14 protein-coding genes are annotated in these 18,059 nt (G+C 46.8%); 7 read left to right on the forward strand and 7 right to left on the reverse strand.

Annotation, left to right across the window (positions count from 1 at the left end; all coding sequences use genetic code 11):
- The first annotated feature begins 185 nt into the window (after positions 1-185).
- From AACU28_RS00275 to AACU28_RS00285, 3 genes are all read left to right on the forward strand, one after another.
- Positions 186-1,880 carry an L-lactate permease gene (locus AACU28_RS00275; RefSeq protein ID WP_076648578.1) on the forward strand — a complete coding sequence of 565 codons (1,695 nt, stop codon included), beginning with the start codon at positions 186-188 and terminating at the stop codon, positions 1,878-1,880.
- A gap of 313 nt (positions 1,881-2,193) precedes the next feature.
- Complete coding sequence (lldD, locus tag AACU28_RS00280) at positions 2,194-3,333, forward strand: FMN-dependent L-lactate dehydrogenase LldD (RefSeq protein ID WP_121602078.1); 1,140 nt, start codon at positions 2,194-2,196, stop codon at positions 3,331-3,333.
- A 171-nt stretch (positions 3,334-3,504) separates the two neighbouring features.
- Entirely contained in the window at positions 3,505-6,360 is a 2,856-nt protein-coding gene (locus AACU28_RS00285; RefSeq protein WP_121602079.1) for an FAD-binding and (Fe-S)-binding domain-containing protein, read from the forward strand.
- A gap of 130 nt (positions 6,361-6,490) precedes the next feature.
- Here AACU28_RS00285 and AACU28_RS00290 read toward each other — a convergent pair whose 3' ends face one another.
- The 7 genes from AACU28_RS00290 to AACU28_RS00320 form a co-directional block, all read right to left on the reverse strand.
- Positions 6,491-6,733 carry a hypothetical protein gene (locus tag AACU28_RS00290; protein ID WP_102501619.1) on the reverse strand — a complete coding sequence of 81 codons (243 nt, stop codon included), beginning with the start codon at positions 6,731-6,733 and terminating at the stop codon, positions 6,491-6,493.
- A 160-nt stretch (positions 6,734-6,893) separates the two neighbouring features.
- Positions 6,894-8,630: an ABC transporter permease subunit gene (locus tag AACU28_RS00295; RefSeq protein ID WP_121602080.1), complete on the reverse strand. Its 1,737-nt coding sequence runs from the start codon at positions 8,628-8,630 to the stop codon at positions 6,894-6,896.
- 4 nt (positions 8,631-8,634) lie between these two features.
- The gene (locus AACU28_RS00300; RefSeq protein ID WP_121602081.1) at positions 8,635-10,146 is read right to left on the reverse strand and encodes an ABC transporter substrate-binding protein; all 1,512 of its coding nucleotides are present in this window, start codon (positions 10,144-10,146) and stop codon (positions 8,635-8,637) included.
- 47 nt (positions 10,147-10,193) lie between these two features.
- A complete protein-coding gene (locus AACU28_RS00305) occupies positions 10,194-11,045 on the reverse strand; it encodes an ABC transporter ATP-binding protein (protein WP_017081293.1) in 852 nt (283 codons plus the stop codon).
- Complete coding sequence (locus AACU28_RS00310) at positions 11,042-11,800, reverse strand: ATP-binding cassette domain-containing protein (protein WP_102447853.1); 759 nt, start codon at positions 11,798-11,800, stop codon at positions 11,042-11,044. The genes AACU28_RS00305 and AACU28_RS00310 overlap by 4 nt, the downstream gene beginning before the upstream one ends.
- Before the next feature lie 201 nt (positions 11,801-12,001).
- Positions 12,002-13,336, reverse strand: a complete 1,335-nt coding sequence (locus tag AACU28_RS00315; protein ID WP_121602082.1) for an MATE family efflux transporter — start codon at positions 13,334-13,336, stop codon at positions 12,002-12,004.
- A gap of 245 nt (positions 13,337-13,581) precedes the next feature.
- The gene (locus AACU28_RS00320) at positions 13,582-14,451 is read right to left on the reverse strand and encodes an AraC family transcriptional regulator (protein ID WP_017085035.1); all 870 of its coding nucleotides are present in this window, start codon (positions 14,449-14,451) and stop codon (positions 13,582-13,584) included.
- A 115-nt stretch (positions 14,452-14,566) separates the two neighbouring features.
- On the opposite strand from AACU28_RS00320, the gene AACU28_RS00325 reads away from it, so the two are divergent.
- The 4 genes from AACU28_RS00325 to trhO all read left to right on the forward strand — a co-directional run bounded on the left by AACU28_RS00325 (position 14,567) and on the right by trhO (position 17,970).
- The gene (locus AACU28_RS00325; RefSeq protein ID WP_017082999.1) at positions 14,567-15,715 is read left to right on the forward strand and encodes an aminotransferase-like domain-containing protein; all 1,149 of its coding nucleotides are present in this window, start codon (positions 14,567-14,569) and stop codon (positions 15,713-15,715) included.
- A gap of 154 nt (positions 15,716-15,869) precedes the next feature.
- Positions 15,870-16,205, forward strand: a complete 336-nt coding sequence (locus AACU28_RS00330) for a hypothetical protein (RefSeq protein WP_017089988.1) — start codon at positions 15,870-15,872, stop codon at positions 16,203-16,205.
- Positions 16,206-16,280: 75 nt separating this feature from the next.
- Positions 16,281-16,712 carry a GNAT family N-acetyltransferase gene (locus AACU28_RS00335; RefSeq protein WP_121602083.1) on the forward strand — a complete coding sequence of 144 codons (432 nt, stop codon included), beginning with the start codon at positions 16,281-16,283 and terminating at the stop codon, positions 16,710-16,712.
- 268 nt (positions 16,713-16,980) lie between these two features.
- Complete coding sequence (gene trhO / locus AACU28_RS00340) at positions 16,981-17,970, forward strand: oxygen-dependent tRNA uridine(34) hydroxylase TrhO (protein WP_017082996.1); 990 nt, start codon at positions 16,981-16,983, stop codon at positions 17,968-17,970.
- Positions 17,971-18,059 lie beyond the last annotated feature (89 nt).

The following is an 18,059-nucleotide window of genomic DNA, read 5'->3' on the forward strand; positions in this document are numbered from 1 at the left end:
GGGGTAAATTCACGCCAAATTAACAAAACAATTACAAAAACAGCTTTTGCAATCACATCGGTTACAAATAAAGCGACTCTAATTACAACAATTGAATCCTCGAGATTCAGATTACACCTACAAAACTAATGACGTGTTATTCACTTCAAACATGAACGTTTGAAAACAAGTACGAGGAAGTACCCATGAGTGAAACTCTACTAGCATTATTGGCCTTTTCGCCAATAGTTGTTGCAGCGATTCTGCTGGTTGGCCTTAACTGGCCTGCAAAAAAAGCGATGCCCGTGGCATTTGCGTTAACCGTTGCTATCGCCCTATTCGCATGGGATATGTCTAGCACTCGCGTGCTGGCTTCAGTATTCCAAGGCTTCGGCATTACCGTGTCGGTTCTCTGGATTGTGTTTGGCGCCATCTTCTTATTAAACACTTTGAAACACACCGGAGCTATCACCACCATCCGCAACGGCTTTACTGACATATCAGCAGACCGTCGTGTGCAAGCGATCATCATCGCTTGGTGTTTTGGTTCATTCATTGAAGGTGCGTCTGGCTTCGGCACACCCGCTGCAATCGCCGCTCCGTTATTGGTTGCAATTGGCTTCCCAGCGTTAGCTGCGGTACTGATGGGCATGATGATTCAATCTACGCCGGTATCGTTCGGCGCGGTGGGTACACCTATCATTGTTGGCGTAAACAAAGGTTTGGATACGCACAACATCGGTGAAAGCCTGATTGCCAATGGTTCAACATGGGATGCTTACCTACAACAGATCACATCAAGTGTTGCAATCATCCACGCCTGCGTTGGTGTGATGATTCCTGTATTGATGGCAATGATGCTGACTCGCTTCTTCGGTAAGAACAAAAGCTGGACTGAAGGTCTTGATATCCTGCCATTCGCACTATTCGCAGGTGCCGCTTTCACCATTCCTTACGCACTAACGGGTGTTTTCCTCGGAGCTGAGTTCCCATCACTGATTGGTGGTTTGGTTGGCCTTGCTATTGTTGTAACAGCAGCAAAACGTGGCTTCCTAGTCCCTAAATCAAAATGGGATTTCGAAAGCGAAGACAAGTGGCCAGCAGAATGGCTAGGCTCTTTGAAAATCGACCTTGATGACAACAACCAAAACCATAAAAAAATGAGCATGGCGATGGCATGGGCACCTTATGTTCTGCTCGCTGTCACTCTAGTCGCTAGCCGTGTGAGCCCTGAGTTCAAAGGCCTACTTAAGAGCGTTAGCCTTTCTTTCAGCAACATCCTTGGCGAGACAGGCGTAAGCACAGCGATTCAGCCTCTGTATCTACCTGGCGGTATCTTGGTCTTCGTCGCACTGGTTGCTGTTCTAATGCAATCACGCAGCGCAACACCACTGGCTAAAGCTTTTGGTGAGTCGAGCAAGACTCTAATAGGCGCTGGCTTTGTGTTGGTGTTCACCATCCCAATGGTTCGTATCTTCATTAACTCAGGTGTGAACGGCGCTGATTTAGCAAGTATGCCAGTAACCACTGCAAACTTTGCAGCTGACCTAGTCGGCAGCGCATTCCCAGCGTTAAGTGCCACGGTTGGTGCCTTAGGTGCCTTCATTGCAGGTTCGAACACCGTTTCAAACATGATGTTCAGCCAGTTCCAATTCGAAGTAGCACAAACTCTGTCTATCTCTAGTGCCGTGGTTGTTGCTCTACAAGCGGTGGGTGCAGCAGCAGGTAACATGATTGCGATTCACAACGTGGTAGCCGCATCTGCGACCGTAGGTTTGCTAGGACGTGAAGGCGCAACACTACGTAAGACAATCATCCCAACGTTCTACTACTTGGTGATGACAGGAATCATCGGCCTAGTGGTTATCTACGGCTTCAAAATGACAGACGCACTTATGTAAACCATAAGTCGTTACAAAAGCACTTGGCGTTAATACTCAATTCCCCGACTGCAACACCGTCTAATAAGACAGTTGATGAGTTTCGGAATGGATACTAAAACACATCAACACCCCCGAGTATTAACGCCATTTTATTGCTTATCTGTTTCACTGTTTATTTGCCTCATAGATTAATTGCTTCACTGGTTATTTTATTTATCGATGAGTTGCTTCACCGATTAAGAAACAACAAACGCTTACTTTTCAAGAATTAAAGCAGCCCAAGCCAAGCTCTCAGAGAAGGGCAACATCCCAAGAATTTAGGACTGAAATTATGATCATATCCGCATCGACTGATTACCGCGCCGCAGCAAAAGCGAAATTACCACCGTTTCTTTTCCACTACATTGACGGCGGTTCTTACGGAGAACATACCCTACGCCGCAACACGGCCGATCTTGCAGAGATCGCGCTCAAGCAGCGTGTCCTCAATGACATGTCGGACCTAAATTTGGAAACCGAATTGTTCGGCGAAAAGCTGGCGATGCCGATTGCATTAGCTCCGGTTGGCCTAACAGGCATGTACGCACGACGTGGCGAAGTCCAAGCTGCAAAAGCCGCCGACAACAAAGGCATCCCTTTTACGATGTCGACCGTATCGGTATGCCCGATCGAAGAAGTCGGACCTAAGATTGAGCGCCCAATGTGGTTCCAACTTTACGTGCTAAAAGATCGTGGCTTCATGAAGAACGTATTGGAACGTGCAAAAGCGGCTGGCGTAACAACGCTTGTATTTACTGTAGATATGCCTGTACCCGGTGCTCGCTACCGTGACATGCACTCAGGAATGAGTGGTCCGAATGCAGCAATACGTCGTGTATTCCAATCTATGCGTCATCCTAGCTGGGCAGTTGATGTTGGCCTTTTGGGTAAACCACACGATCTTGGCAACATTTCTACTTATCGCGGTTCTCCAACCAAACTAGAAGACTACATCGGTTGGTTGGGTGACAACTTCGACCCGTCGATTTCATGGAAAGACCTAGAGTGGATCCGTGACTTCTGGGACGGCCCGATGGTCATCAAAGGCATTCTTGATGAAGAAGATGCAAAAGACGCCGTAAGATTTGGTGCAGACGGTATCGTAGTTTCAAACCACGGCGGCCGTCAGCTGGATGGTGTTCTATCGAGTGCTAAAGCACTGCCTGCAATTGCAGACGCAGTAAAAGGCGACACCAAGATTCTGGTCGACTCTGGCATTCGTACTGGCTTAGATGTGGTTCGTATGATGGCGATGGGCGCAGACTGCACCTTGCTTGGTCGCTCTTTCGTTTACGCGTTAGCAGCGCAGGGACAAGCAGGTGTTGAGAACCTACTCGACCTTTACGACAAAGAAATGCGCGTTGCGATGACTCTAACTGGCGCCAAGACAATCAAAGACTTAACTCGTGATTCTCTGGTGGGGCTAGATTAAACCTCAACGACTTAGGTTCGGATTCGGATTCGGAGTAATGCTTTGGTCTACTTAGACTGAAATTCAATCGGTGTCACAGCAATTCCACTGCCGTTGTGACACCGTTTAAGCACTGGAAAATAAAAATAAAAAAACAAATCAGTGCCAAATAAGAAGCACAAGGAAGCAAAGATGGAGACAACCACATCCCATGAGCGAGTAATAGACGCACAAGCTTATCAGCAGCTTGAAGCGATACTGGCTCAAAAAATAGAAACAGAACGCATTGTCACTCAAGAGGCAAAGCGATTAGCTTACGGCACCGATGCGAGTTTCTATCGCTTGGTGCCGAAAATGGTTCTAAGGCTCAAGAACTTAGACGAAGTGATATTCACCATTCAAAGCTGTCGCGAGCTGGGCATTCATTTTACCTTTCGCGCTGCGGGCACCAGCCTTTCAGGGCAAGCCGTTTCAGACTCGGTACTCATTACACTGACCGACGACTGGCGTGGCCATGAAATTGTCGACAACGGCAATCAGATCATCCTTCAACCGGGTGTGATTGGTGCTGATGCCAACAAATACCTCGCCCCTTTCCAACGTAAAATCGGCCCAGATCCAGCCTCTATCAATACCTGTAAAATCGGTGGTATTGCTGCGAACAACGCCAGTGGCATGTGTTGTGGTACTGCGCAAAACTCGTATCGCACCGTCGAGAGCATGAAAATCGTATTGAGTGACGGCTCTCTGCTTGATACAGCTGATACCGCAAGTGTTAAGGCATTCAAGCAATCGCACAAAAAACTGTTTGAAGGCATTGTTGAGTTACATCAACAGACAGCTTCAAACCAAGAACTTGCAGACAGAATCCGCCACAAATACCGTCTCAAAAACACCACTGGCTACGCGCTGAATGCTTTGGTTGATTACCACGACCCAATTGAAATCATCAAACATCTGATGATTGGCTCAGAAGGCACACTAGGCTTCATTGCTGAGATTACCTACAACACGGTGATCGAATACCCGAACAAAGCTTCGGCTCTGTTGGTGTTTGCCGACATCGAACAAGCCAGTAAAGCCGTTACTACGCTATCAAAAACGCCAGTTGCTGCAGTTGAATTGATGGACGGCAGAGCGCTGCGCTCAGTGGCGGATAAACCAGGTATGCCTGCATTTATGCCAAGCTTAGATTTAGAAGCGGCAGCGATTTTGGTTGAGTCACACGCCAGCTCCCAGCCGGACTTAGATGTACAATGTAAATCAATTTTGGATGCATTAGCTGATTACACGATTGTTGAATCGGTGCCTTTCACTTCCGATCCAAAGACAGTCGCAACTCTGTGGGGCATTCGAAAAGGCATGTTCCCTGCGGTTGGAGCCGTTCGTGAAGTTGGCACTACCGTTATCATTGAAGACGTGGCTTTCCCTGTCGAAAACCTAGCGAATGGTATTCGAGAGCTGCAAGAGTTGTTCGATAAATACGAATACAGCGAAGCGATCATTTTTGGTCACGCCCTCGAAGGCAACCTGCACTTTGTATTCACTCAAGGCTTCGACAGCCAAATAGAAATCGATCGCTACGGCGGTTTCATGGATGACGTTGCCGAACTGGTTGCGGTGAAATACCAAGGTTCTCTGAAAGCAGAGCATGGTACTGGTCGTAACATGGCGCCTTATGTGGAATTGGAATGGGGTAAAGACGGCTACGCCTTGATGCAACAGATCAAAGCGCTGTTTGACCCAGAAAGGCTGCTTAACCCCGGCGTTATCATCAACGACAATCCAAATTCACACATCACCAATTTGAAGCCAATGCCTGCTGCTGACGACCTTGTCGACCGCTGTATCGAGTGTGGCTTCTGTGAGCCTGTTTGTCCGTCTCGTACGCTGACTCTATCACCACGCCAACGCATTGTTCTGTACCGAGAACTGCAACGCCGCCGAGCTGCGGGCGAAGAGATAGAAGCAAGTGAGCTAGAGAAGACCTTCGAATACCAAGGCATTGATACCTGCGCGGCAACTGGCCTGTGTGCCGAGCGTTGCCCAGTCGGAATCAACACCGGTGATTTGATTAAGAAGCTTCGTATTGCCAAGTACGAGAAATTTACGCCCATCGCTAAGTGGACAGCGGATCATTTCTCGACCACCACAAAACTTACCAAGGCTGGCCTCAAAACCAACCAAGTGGCGAGCAAAGTATTAGGCGCAAATACTGTCGGCAAGCTAACCAACGGCTTGCGCTCAATAACTAAAGGTGCAACGCCGGTTTGGATGCCTGAGATGCCACAATCCAATAGCCACTCGCTAGTCTCATCACCAGTGACGGCAGAATCCTCAAGCAATCATAAGAAGGTGGTTTACCTCCCTTCCTGTGCAAGTCGCACCATGGGACAACAAAGCGATGCGGGCGACCAGCGTCCTCTAACTGAAGTGACCATGTCTTTGCTTAACAAAGCTGGATTTGAGGTTATTCTTCCGAAGAAGCTAGACGACCAATGTTGTGGCATGCCTTACGACAGCAAAGGGATGACCGATTTAGCCCAATCTAAAGCGCAACAGCTCGAAGAAGTGTTGTGGCAAGCCAGTCGTCAGGGTGAATACCCCGTATTAATGGATACTAGCCCATGTGCTAAACGCAGTATTGAACAGTTCACCAAACCGTTAGAGGTATTAGAGCCGACAGGGTTTGTGAACCAATACTTGCTTGAGCACCTGACACTTGAGCCGCTGCAAGAAACCGTGATGCTGCATGTGACTTGTAGCTCTCGTCGAATGGGTTTGGAAGGCGCGATGTTGAGCCTTGCTAAAGCGTGTACCGAAGAGGTCATCGTTCCTGAACATATTCAGTGTTGTGGTTGGGCGGGTGATAAAGGTTTTACTACGCCAGAGCTGAACGAGGCTGCGATACACCCACTCAAAGATCAAGTGCCGAGCAACTGTACTCGTGGCTTCAGTAACAGTCGAACCTGTGAGATCGGTTTGTCACATCACAGTGGCATTCCGTATCAATCAATCTTGTACTTGGTGGACGAAGTCGCGCAATAGCGGAGCCTCCCCACTTAAGGTATCGAGCAATTAGCTTAAACCTAAAACGAAAAATGGCAGCCCAATCAGGCTGCCATTTCTTTATTCGATTTAAAACGTATTACCGAGCTAGATATTGATGAGCTAACGGCTACTGAGCTAGGCGTATCAACTCTTCTGGCGAGTAGTGTTCTGCTTCTGCACCTTTGGCGATTAAGTCGATCACTTGGAACTCATTCATGTCACCAAACTCTTTAGTTAAATAATCACGAAACGCTTTCTCATTCGGCCATTTACCTCGCACGATATAGCCCTCTTCTTTGTCAAAGTCTTCCGTTTCAAAAAAGGAAAAGTCGGTCATACCAATATTGTGGCAATACAAAACGAGATACATGTTGAATCCTTAACGCTGAACACTTAACTAAGCCAAAAACCGATCGACAACCGATCCGAAAGCCAATTCTAAAAAACAGGCTCAAGGTTACAACATAAAAAGCAAATCGAACACTCAATCGAATAGCTCATCGATAACTTAAGCAACCTGCACTTTTTCGTTAATCATCAAACATCATGTTAATTGCCGCACCTAACAGAATCAGTCCAACGATTGGCCCCATGACTGCTAATGGCGCGCGTTCAATGTAGGGCAAGTTTTCTGCAATCATCAAACCCCATTCCGGTGCAGGCGGTTTCGCACCTAAGCCGATGAAGCTAAGTGAGGTCAGGCTCAATGTAATCACTGGTAGCCTCAACAACGCGTGTCTTAGCAAAGGTGGCAATACATAAGGAATCAGATAGAAGCGGAAGATTCTCAACTTGCTAGTTCCCCACAATGGCGCGAGGTGCGTATATGGTTGAGCCTTGGCTTCTACGATCAAGCTTGAGCAGTGGGCGGCTAACGGCGCCCACGACACCAATACAATCGCGATTAATGCGCTGTTCGGATTCATGCCCGTTAAGCCAGCAACCAACAGGCCAGCAATGATGTAAGGAATACCCTTAGTGATCTCGATAAGACCTTGGCTAAAGCGGGTGTTGAAGCCCATGATGATGCCCGTCACCAAGCTCAAAAACGTTGCCAAGATACCCGCTTGGAAGGTCGAGACCATGCCCGAACCGATTCTCGCCAGTAAGTCTCGGCCAATGCCATCCGCACCCAAAGGCGCTTGCCAACTAGGGTCTGCTAGGCGAGTAAACTGACTGGTGTATGGGTCACGAAATGCCGCCCAAACTACAATTGCAATGAGGAAAGAAAAGATCGCAAAAGCAGTGACACGTTTAGCTCGATTCTGGGTAAAACGAAACGAAGAGTGGCTACTAATGAGCTTACCGCTTTTCAGACTGTGACCCAGAATCAGCTGTTGAACAAACAAGCTCATGCTGCTCACGGCAATTGAAAACAGCAGCAATACCAATAAGCCGCCCTGCAGCATCGGCAAATCTTGCGCCTTAGCTGCGCCTAAGATCATGCGCCCGATACCCGGAATCGAGAAGATAAGCTCAACCGCGACCGCGCCACCAGTCAAACCAATCACGATCATCGCGATTTGTGGGATCAGGCTGCTCAGCGCTCTTTTCAGCGCAAAGCGAATAATTTGGTTAGAGTGAACGTTGGCACTGAGCCAAGTAATCACCCAAGGCTCATTGAGAACGCGTTGTAAACTGTCTCTGAGTAGGCGACTAAATAGGCCACTGGCGGGCAGTGCGAGCGCTAAACTCGGTAGCCAGATATCTTGCCAGCCTTGCCAACCATACGGTGGTAGCCAACCTAACCAGATTGAGAACACCAGTATTAATACCGAAGCCACCACATACTCTGGCAAGGATATTAATACGGTGCTTAAACTACTGTAACTCTGCCCTAGTTTGCCCTTCTTCCAACTGCGCAAAGTAGCAAGCAAGCCTGCACCGCACAGCACGAAAGTCATCACCAATGCGCTAGACATCAAAAACAGGGACGTAGACGCTGTCTTTTGAATGCCTAATGCAACCGAAGAACCATCAATCCATGATTTACCTAGGTCACCCGAAAAAGCACTTCCTATCCAGTCGATCAGGCGCTCGCTCGCCGAACGGTCAAGCTGAAGATCAGCGCGTACCGCTGCTAAAGCTTCAGGCGTAAGCAGATGTTGTTGCCCCGCCCTCGCACGCAGAATGGATTGGCTTGGGTCGATGCCTGCAATGTCAGGCATCAAGCCAACAAGAATCACCACCACAATCAGTGAGGCGATTCTTGATAACCAAGGCGTCAAGAGAAATAAGGTTCGACGCAGAGTCTCAGCAGATAGCATCTATTTAGTTAGCCTGTTTCGCTTGTTTGATCTGTGTAGTTTGGTCAACTAAACGGCGCTCACTTGGGTCACGAACCACATTGCTCACGCGCTCGCTTTCACCTTGAATCACACGTTCGTGAAGCAGCGGGATAGCCGCGAAGTCGTTCAAGATTTTTTGCTCAGCTTCGATGATCGCTTGCTGACGTAGTGCACCTAGTGGTTGCAAATCAGCGTGAGTCAGTGCTTGGTCTACTTCTTGAGAACAGAATTGACCAAGATTGAATGAACCCTTACAGCCAAAGTCACTCATCATGTAAGCCACTGGGTCACCCGAATCTAAAACGGTTGCACGAGAAAGGATGAACGCATCGAACTTTCCTGATAGCGCGTCGTTTTCAATCTGAGCGTATTCACGGATATCCAGCTCAACCTTGAAACCAGCCGCTTCAAGTTGCTGTTTAAGTAGCGCTGCCACTTCTGGAAGCTCAGCACGGTCAGTAAAGGTACCGATAACGATACTTTCGCCGTTCGCTTTTAGAGTCTTGTCGATTGCCTGACCTTCAGGTCGAATCGGCTCAGCCCAAGCAAGAGCAGGACCTAATAGACCTTGTGCGATATCCGCGTGGTTTTCATAAACGGTATTCACGATTTGCTCACGGTCTACCGCAGCCGCCGCTACCTTACGCAAGTTAATACCGCTGAATACGCCTGACTTGTTGTTTAGGTAAAGCGTATTGGTACGAGGCATTGCCACTTCATAAAGTAGGTTCGGATCAATGGTCGCGATTTGTGAAACGGGCACTGCTTCAACGATGTCTGCTGTGCCGGTTCTTAGAGCTGCAGCACGAGCAAAACCGTTAGGAACGTATTCTGCAATCACAGATTCGACTTGCGCTTTTTCACCCCAGTAGCCATCAAAACGTTTCAGTTTCGCACTGGTTGTACCGTTAATTTCAGTCAACTCAAACGGACCTGTACCTGCACCCATTGGGCTAACACGGCCATCTTCTTGGTAAGCACTTGCTGCAAGAATCGCTAATTGAGGGCTTGATAAACGGCTTGGTAAAAGAGGGTCATCAAAGCTGGTTTTGATCTCTACGCGGTAGTTGTCCATCGCTTTCACTTCGAGATCGACACCATCTAGAATGCGTGGCTTAGGTGCCGCCTCAAGCGCTTTCTGCAAAGAGTTCACTACGGATTCTGCGGTTAACGTAGAGCCATCGTGGAATTTAACACCTTGTCGAATAGTGAACTGCCAAGTCAGTGGATCAAGATGTTTCCAATCCGTTGCCAGCATTGGCTCAGCTTCTGAAGTTGGGCTCAGGTTCACTAGCGTTTCAGCCGTGCTCCAACGCGATAGCTTGAATGCATCATCAGAAAGAGGCGATAGGCCCGTTCTTGGTGGTTGCATCATCGCAACACGGATTTCAGATTTGACTGCGGCATCGCTCGACTCAGGTTGAGAGTCAAAACAGCCCGTCAAAGGCAGAGCCAACGCAAGCGCGCAAGCCAGTTTGATTGAATTAAAACGCATAGTTATTTTTCTCTGTAAGCTGTGTTTCGTAATAAATAAGGTTGTGTTTAACAAGTAGATTTCGAAAGTGGCTGAGATTCGATCAGCAACTGAGTCGCAGGGTGAGCAGGTGTGCTCATCACTTGAGGTGTCGGTCCATGCTCCACCATCTCGCCATGGTCAAGAACCAGAATTTCTTCACAAAGCGCCTTTGCCGCACCGAGATCATGCGTCACCAAAACGATTCGCATGTCGCGCTTATTTTTCAGTGAGTTAAGTAAATCCAGCAACCTTTGACGGTTCACAGGATCAAGGCTAGCAGTCGGCTCATCGGCCACCAACACTGCGGGTCTAACGACAAGAGCCCGAGCGATAGCCACACGTTGAGCTTGGCCTGTAGAAAGTTGATTCGGTTTCAGTGATAACAAAGTGGCAGGTAAGCCCACGTCCAATAGCGTCTCTTCAATAATGCTTTCATGATTACCAGAAACGTCTAAGTTGCTTAGCGGTTCGGCTAAGATCTGTCGAACGGTATAGTAAGGGTTGAGACTGGTATGAGGTTCTTGTGGTACCAACTGGATCAAGCGACACACCGTTGCTTGCGTTTTGCTATTGCGAATCGGCAGCGAATGGCCAAATAGGCTGATTCGGCCAACAGTCGGTGATTTTAGGCCAAATAACAGCTCAATCAGTGTCGATTTTCCGGCACCAGAACGGCCAACAATGGCTAAGCTTTTGTCTTCAACATTGAGGTCGATGTTCTGTAGCGCTTTGAACGCCTTACCACCCAGCCAACTTGGCACTGAGTAATAGTGCACACCGACATTCTCGAACTTAATCTCGATCGGTGTTTGTGTTTCTGAATCTATCACTGGCATTAACGGCGAGACTTCTGAATTTAGTGGTAAGGTCGGGCTCATTCGATTAAGTCTCTCAATGAACAACAGAAAGCGTGAGAACTTGATTCAAGCGCATGTTTTGGTGCGCCGTAAGCCACCACTCCACCATCATCGATGACCAACAATTTGTCACACGCTAATGCGCTGTGCAGGTCATGCGTGATCAACAAACCACCGATTTGTCGCTGTTTAACATTGTCTCGAATCAGCTTAAGTATCTCTTGCTCTGTCACCGGATCTAACGCGCTGGTTGGTTCATCGGCGATGATGAGATCGGCGTTACTCAGCAAGCCAATCGCAATACAAATCCGTTGACGTTGCCCTCCCGAAATTTGGCTCGGATATAACGGCAATATGGTTTCAGGGTTAGGAAATCCAAGCTGCACTAACAATTCAGTGAGTTTGATCTTGTCTTGTGATTTAAGCTTAGTGCGCGTCCCCGTCAATGCCAAACTGAGTTGACCTTCAATGGAAACCAGAGGATTTAATGCTTGAAGCGCATCTTGAAAGATAACTGCGGGGCGCTGTGCTGCGGTTCTTTGCAACATAGGCAAGCCACACACGGCATCGCCAGAAAGAGAAATATGGCCTTCAACCTCAACCGTATCTGGCAGAAACCCCGCAATCGCGCGTGAAAGCATCGACTTGCCAATGCCTGATGGACCCATGATCGCCAACAGCTCACCTCGATATACATCGAAATGAATATCTTGAAAAAGTGTTCTCGAAGAGGTTTTGATCGTTAATTGGTCAACAGACAGAAGTGGGGCGTTCACGCAGATACTCATAAATGGATGTTATAACATAACAACTCTATCATTAAGCCTACATGATGAAAAGCGAACATTGAACCGTATCGCATTTTATTGGCTGTTTGATTGACCATTTTTACTAGGTCATTAGATAAAAAAAGCGCCCTTAGCATAATGCTGTCTGGCGCTTTCAAAAGTACTGGCAATAACGATTGTGTTTCTAACCTAATGACACGCCGCGGATGCACCTTCTGTTGGAAGACATTTCTGCTTAACTTGTGCGATGAACGGATACAAGAATGCAATACGTCCAAGATAAAACAAGGTAAACGCCAACCACAAACCATGATTGCCCCACATATCGATTGATAATGCCTGTGCCGCTAAGAAAACCAACAAAGTAGCTATGCTAGAGTCCCTAACCGGACGCGTGGTACCCGTTCCCGTAAAAATGCCGTAAACCGTTAAGCCAAAGCCAGACACCAGCGGGAACACAATCAACCACGGAGCCATCTCTTGATATAGAGCGACAAGCGTTGGGATATCGGTAAACAAGAAAACAATGCTGTCTTTGAATACCAAGGTGAGGAAGGTCAGTGCGGCAATAAAGCTCGCCGTCCATTGGAAGTTAAGTCTTAATACACGATTCAACATTGAAGGGTTTTTCTGACCTACCGCTTTACCCGCGAACACACTCGATGCATTGGCAATGCCGTCAAACATGTAACTGACAATGAAGGTCACCTGCATCAAGATCGCGTTAGCAGCCAGAACATCGGCACCCAGTTTAGAACCAGTACGCGCCATCATGTTGAAGAAAACTAAAATACAGATGGTACGAAGTAAGAGATCGGTATTTGAAGAGATGATTGTCGATAGGTCTTTCTTGGTCATCTTCGAACCTTGTAGGAACTCAGAGATCGAGATATTGCTGCTCTTAATCACCAGTGTCATACCAATAGCGAAGGTGGTGACTTGTGCAATCAAACTTGCGTAGGCCACACCCGCAACACCCAAGTCGAAATAAAGTACAAACACCGCATCCAATACAATGTTCAACACGTTACCAAACACTTGTGTGTAAAGAACTTCTTTAGCTTTCGCCTGCCCCATTAACCAACCAATAATGGTGTAGTTGAGCAGTACAAAAGGTGCACCATAAATCAAAATACTGAAGTAGATATGCGCGTGCTCAGCCACTTTCGCTTCAGGTTCTATCACCCACATCGCGCCTTGCCAGATGAGTGGTTGTATCACTATAAAGATCAAACCTACCAAACCAGACAACACAAATGGACGCATCAAGCTGCCCGCTAAATCAGAACGATTCCCTTTGCCCAGTGCCATCGCACTTTGTCCCGTGGTACTAACACGGAAAAAACCAAACAGCCAATACATGGTGTTCATAATGATGGTGCCGATCGCCACGCCACCAATCAATTCAGCAATGCCAAGTTGGCCGATAACAGCAGTATCCACCGCACCTAACAAAGGCTGTGTCACCGTAGAGATGATGAAGGGGAAGGCTATTTTAAGATAATCTTTATGGGTAATGGTCATATATTCTAGCGAGTGATATTAAGAATTATTTGCAATTAGAACGGAATGCTATCGCTTAATCCGTACGTTGTCATCAATTACTGAGGTAAATTATCAACAAGCTTTCTCTTCATTACATCATCAACATAAGATGCCTTTCAGCCATTGAGTGAGCAAATTAGCCACAACAAATAAGTAAAGCCACGCTCGAAAAAACACAACAAAACGAATTACCGATCCAATTCATTAGTTAGCCTGATAAAGACTCAGTAAAAACTCACAGGGAGGTAGAAATCAAGCTCAAACACTTCATCACTATTGAGAAAGTGGTTCCGATGATAATGCACATACGCAGGAGTCGAACGCTGTTTGAAACCAGAAGCCGGCAACCATTTTTCCAATACCATACTGATCTGTGGTAGCAGCTCACCATAACGACCATTAAGTCGAAATACGGCATGCAAACCGCCTGGAATCACCATCTGGTTCACGACACTTCGATACTTGATCGGCTCATCAATCGCGATGCACGCTACATAACGACACTGATCCATTTCAACCCAAGCAGGGTTTGAGTGATGCAAACCAAATTGACTCGAAAAATCACGCTGTTCTGAATTCGCCCACGCTTTCAATATCAACCAAGCATTGCGAATGGATCGGTTATAGCCAGTATGTCGAACATAAGCTGCCATTCGGTCTGATACTTCAACAATTTTAGGTTCCGGCAACTCCCGCTGCGACACATTCAAATAGCCTGCCGCCACTTCGGGATCTTTCAAATAGGGTTTTTCTGCGATCTGTAAATCATGCTTACGCCATTCTCCTGGCGACATATTAAAGGTCGCTTTAAATGCTCGGCTAAACGAAGACACAGAGCTAAAGCCACATTTATGGGCGATCTCAACCACAGACGAGCTGGTATCGAACATTAATTGATTGGCCGCATACTCCATTCGAGTGCGTCGAATGTATTGATGCAACGATTCCCCAACCACACTTTTGAACGTGCGATGAAAGTGTTGCTCTGAATACGCAGCAATCTCAGAGAGCGCTTTTGCCGACAAAGGCTGACTGATGTCTTGGTGAATATGGAACAAAACATCATTGATTCGGGATATGTGTTGTCGTGACATCGTTCAAATAGCATAAATGGACATGTTTAAGAGCATAAACGGACACGCCAGTTTTTACAATTGCCGTGTAATATCAAGCGATAGAATAAAAACGATAAACGACGAGACACAACACATGGAAATCGCACAGTCATTACAACAGATTCAATCTTCATACATTCGAGAGATCCTCGCAGCCGCAAGCGATCCTAATGTTATTTCGTTGGCCGGTGGTTTACCCGATGCGAAAACATTCCCTATCGATTTAATGAAGCCTACGCTAGAAAACCTAGCGAACATGCCTGAAGTTTTCCAATACGGTTCGACCGCCGGTTATGGCCCGTTGCTTGATCACCTAACACAAAGCTACCAATTGCCAGAATCTCACACGGCCATGATCTGTACCGGTTCTCAGCAAGGTTTGGATTTGATTGCGCGTGCGTATGTTGACCCGGGTGATGTGGTTGTGATGGAAGCGCCAAGCTACCTAGGTGCGATGCAGGTGTTTGGCCTAGTTCAAGCAAACATTGCAACCGTGTCTCAAACTGAATTTGGCCCGAACCTAGATGAACTGGAAACATGCTTTGCCGAGCAAGCGCCAAAAATGTTCTATGCCGTGCCTGATTTCCACAACCCAACCGGCGTGTGCTGGGCAACAGAAACTCGTCAAAAAGTGGCTGAGCTGTGTATCAAATACAACGTAGCCTTCATTGAAGATGCGCCATACCGTGAGCTACGTTTCACTGGTACGGAACTGCCATTGGTTTCTTCGTTCTGCCCTGATAACTCTATCGTTCTTCGTTCATTCTCTAAGATTGCATCGCCAGGCCTACGTATTGGCGCGGTAACAGGCAAACGCAGCTACCTTGAGCCACTGATCAAAGTGAAGCAAGGCGCTGACTTACACTCAAGTGTACCCATGCAAGCGCTGCTTGTCGGTCTTCTAAAACATGAAGACTTCAACGTACATATGGAAAACATTCGCACACTGTACAAGTCTCGTTATGAGGTGCTGTTCTCAGAACTAGAAAAACAACTGCCTGCAGATTGCGTGTTAAAAGCCGTAGATGGCGGGATGTTCATTTGGGTTGAAATCCCAGAGTGTGACACCTTTGAACTGGCTAAAACTCTGCTATCGAATGGCGTCGCGGTTGTACCAAGCCCTGTATTCTATCCAAAGGCTGATGAAGCTAAAGCTGCACTGCGCTTAAACTTCACCAACGCCAACCCAGAAGAATTAACAGAAGCGGTGAAACGCTTAGCGGAAGTACTGAACCAAGCGTAATCGCTGACGATACTGACCGCTTTGGTGATAGCCTGATCGGCTTATTGCCGAGAAAGCCGCAACGAATTAGCATTAAGGGCCAATGTAATTCTCAACAAGAGAGTCACATTGGCCTTAATTTTAGGTCGCTATAAAACACAGAAAGGACTTCACTTTGCCTCATTGTATTATCGAACACTCATCCACTATTGATGGTCAACAAATCAATCAGAAAGTGTTTCTCGGCGCGATGGAATCTCAGTTGTTCTCACCAACAGGAGAAGACATCAAAGTACGCAGCCTTGCCTACCAGCATTACCAAACTGGTGAAGTAAAAGAAGACTTCGTGCATGTCTCTGTGCGTATTTTGTCTGGGCGTAACGAAAGCATTAAAACGATGCTCTCCAAGTCCATTTTGGATCAATTACTAACTCTTCCACTATCCAATGCTTCGCTGACCGTAGAGATCATTGATATAGAGACAAGCAGCTATTCAAAAGCCTTAGTTTAAGGACAAGTTACAAACGTACAGCCCCTCACAAATAGGGTATTTTCAAAACATTCGTTAGCAGCATGGAGCAATGAAATGGAATTGGTGATTGGTAACAACCCAGAATTGATAACGAAAGCACAGTCCATTCGTCATCAAGTATTCGTTGTTGAACAAGGTATCCCACAGGTATTAGATCTTGATGGGTTAGACCCAGTATCACATCATGCACTGATCACCGATGAAGATAATTTAGTCGCGACTGCACGCTTGCACATTGATGAATCAGGACGCTCAACTATGGCGCGTGTTGCTGTTCTACAGCCTTATCGAGGATCTGGTATCGCATCTGAAATTGTTATGGCACTTCTAAAACATGCCTCTGAACATGGTGCTAAAGTAATTGAAATCCACGCCCATCAATACCTAAAGAATTACTATGAGAAGTTTGGCTTTGAGTTCATTCGTGAAGTAGAAATCGTCGGGGAACACCAGCTCATTGAAATGAGATACAACATAAGTTCGTAGCCAAATATTCAATAAACAACAAGATATCACTACTTATCTGAGCTAAAACTGCTTATCAGATAGCTACCATTTCCACACACCTAAAACCATACTAATAACAATGCTAAATAGCCCTACTTTTGGTTGGTTTTTGTCCTTCCTTGGCTTGGTTATACTGCGGCGGATTTTAATAAGCCAATATGGGCAAACCTGAGTAAATCAAACTCAGTATGTATCATAAAAGGCAACCGCTCTGGATTTACGTTCCAGCTCGCAGAAAGGAAAAACCATGTCTCAATATGTTGTATGTGCTCTGTATAAATTCGTAGCACTTGATGATTACCAAGAAATTCGCCAGCCACTCACTGACGTGTTAGAAGCCAACCAAATCCGCGGTACTTTGCTACTTGCGAGTGAAGGTATCAACGGCACCGTTGCAGGTAAGCGCGAATCTATCGACGCTCTTCTTAAATGGTTCAAACAAGATTCTCGTTTGGCTGATGTTGTTTACAAAGAGTCGTTCAACGAAGAACAACCATTCAACCGCACCAAAGTTAAGCTTAAGAAAGAGATCGTAACCATGGGCGTTGAGGGTATCGACCCACGCCACGTTGTCGGCACTTACGTGAAACCAAACGAATGGAACGCTCTGATTTCTGATCCTGATGTGATTCTGGTTGATACTCGCAACGACTACGAAGTCGATATCGGTACATTCAAAAATGCTGTAAACCCAAACACAGAAACCTTCCGTGAATTCCCTCAATACGTTGAAGAAAATCTCGATCCTAAGAAACACAAAAAAGTCGCGATGTTCTGTACTGGCGGTATTCGTTGCGAAAAATCAACAGCCTACATGAAAGAGCAAGGCTTTGATGAGGTTTACCACCTTGAAGGCGGCATTCTTAAGTACCTAGAAGAAGTACCAGAAGAAGAGAGCATGTGGGAAGGCGACTGCTACGTATTTGATGGTCGTGTTGCAGTTAACCACCAGCTAGAGAAGAGCGGTTACGATGTGTGTAACGCGTGTCGTCTGCCAATCACTGACGAAGACAAAGCCTCTGAGCACTTCGAGAAAGGCGTAAGCTGCCCTAAGTGTATTGATAAGCACAGCGACGAGCAGAAAGCCCGTTTCCGCGAACGTGAAAAGCAAGTTCAACTGTCGAATGCTCGTGGCGAAACCCACGTAGGTGGCGAAGCCGCTCACCTTATCGATCAACGTAAGAAAGAAAAGCTAGCACACAAAGAGCAGCAACGCTCTGGTAAGAAAGCGAAGTAAGCTTTCTGCTTTCAACACACATAGTTCTAAACATGTAACGATAAATAGTTAGCTATATACATACAAAAGGGCGCAAGTTCGAAGATGAT

Origin of the sequence: Vibrio sp. SBT000027, assembly GCF_963894355.1 — a bacterium.
Taxonomy (GTDB): domain Bacteria; phylum Pseudomonadota; class Gammaproteobacteria; order Enterobacterales; family Vibrionaceae; genus Vibrio; species Vibrio splendidus.

Bases quoted from the DNA above. Each gene is read 5' to 3' on its own strand.
- lldD (WP_121602078.1), top strand. From the start codon at position 2,194: ATGATCATATCCGCATCGACTGATTACCGCGCCGCAGCAAAAGCGAAA.
- AACU28_RS00315 (WP_121602082.1), bottom strand. From the start codon at position 13,336: ATGACCATTACCCATAAAGATTATCTTAAAATAGCCTTCCCCTTCATC.
- AACU28_RS00295 (WP_121602080.1), bottom strand. From the start codon at position 8,630: ATGCTATCTGCTGAGACTCTGCGTCGAACCTTATTTCTCTTGACGCCT.
- trhO (WP_017082996.1), top strand. From the start codon at position 16,981: ATGTCTCAATATGTTGTATGTGCTCTGTATAAATTCGTAGCACTTGAT.
- AACU28_RS00335 (WP_121602083.1), top strand. From the start codon at position 16,281: ATGGAATTGGTGATTGGTAACAACCCAGAATTGATAACGAAAGCACAG.
- AACU28_RS00300 (WP_121602081.1), bottom strand. From the start codon at position 10,146: ATGCGTTTTAATTCAATCAAACTGGCTTGCGCGCTTGCGTTGGCTCTG.
- AACU28_RS00305 (WP_017081293.1), bottom strand. From the start codon at position 11,045: ATGAGCCCGACCTTACCACTAAATTCAGAAGTCTCGCCGTTAATGCCA.
- AACU28_RS00275 (WP_076648578.1), top strand. From the start codon at position 186: ATGAGTGAAACTCTACTAGCATTATTGGCCTTTTCGCCAATAGTTGTT.
- AACU28_RS00320 (WP_017085035.1), bottom strand. From the start codon at position 14,451: ATGTCACGACAACACATATCCCGAATCAATGATGTTTTGTTCCATATT.
- AACU28_RS00285 (WP_121602079.1), top strand. From the start codon at position 3,505: ATGGAGACAACCACATCCCATGAGCGAGTAATAGACGCACAAGCTTAT.
- AACU28_RS00290 (WP_102501619.1), bottom strand. From the start codon at position 6,733: ATGTATCTCGTTTTGTATTGCCACAATATTGGTATGACCGACTTTTCC.
- AACU28_RS00325 (WP_017082999.1), top strand. From the start codon at position 14,567: ATGGAAATCGCACAGTCATTACAACAGATTCAATCTTCATACATTCGA.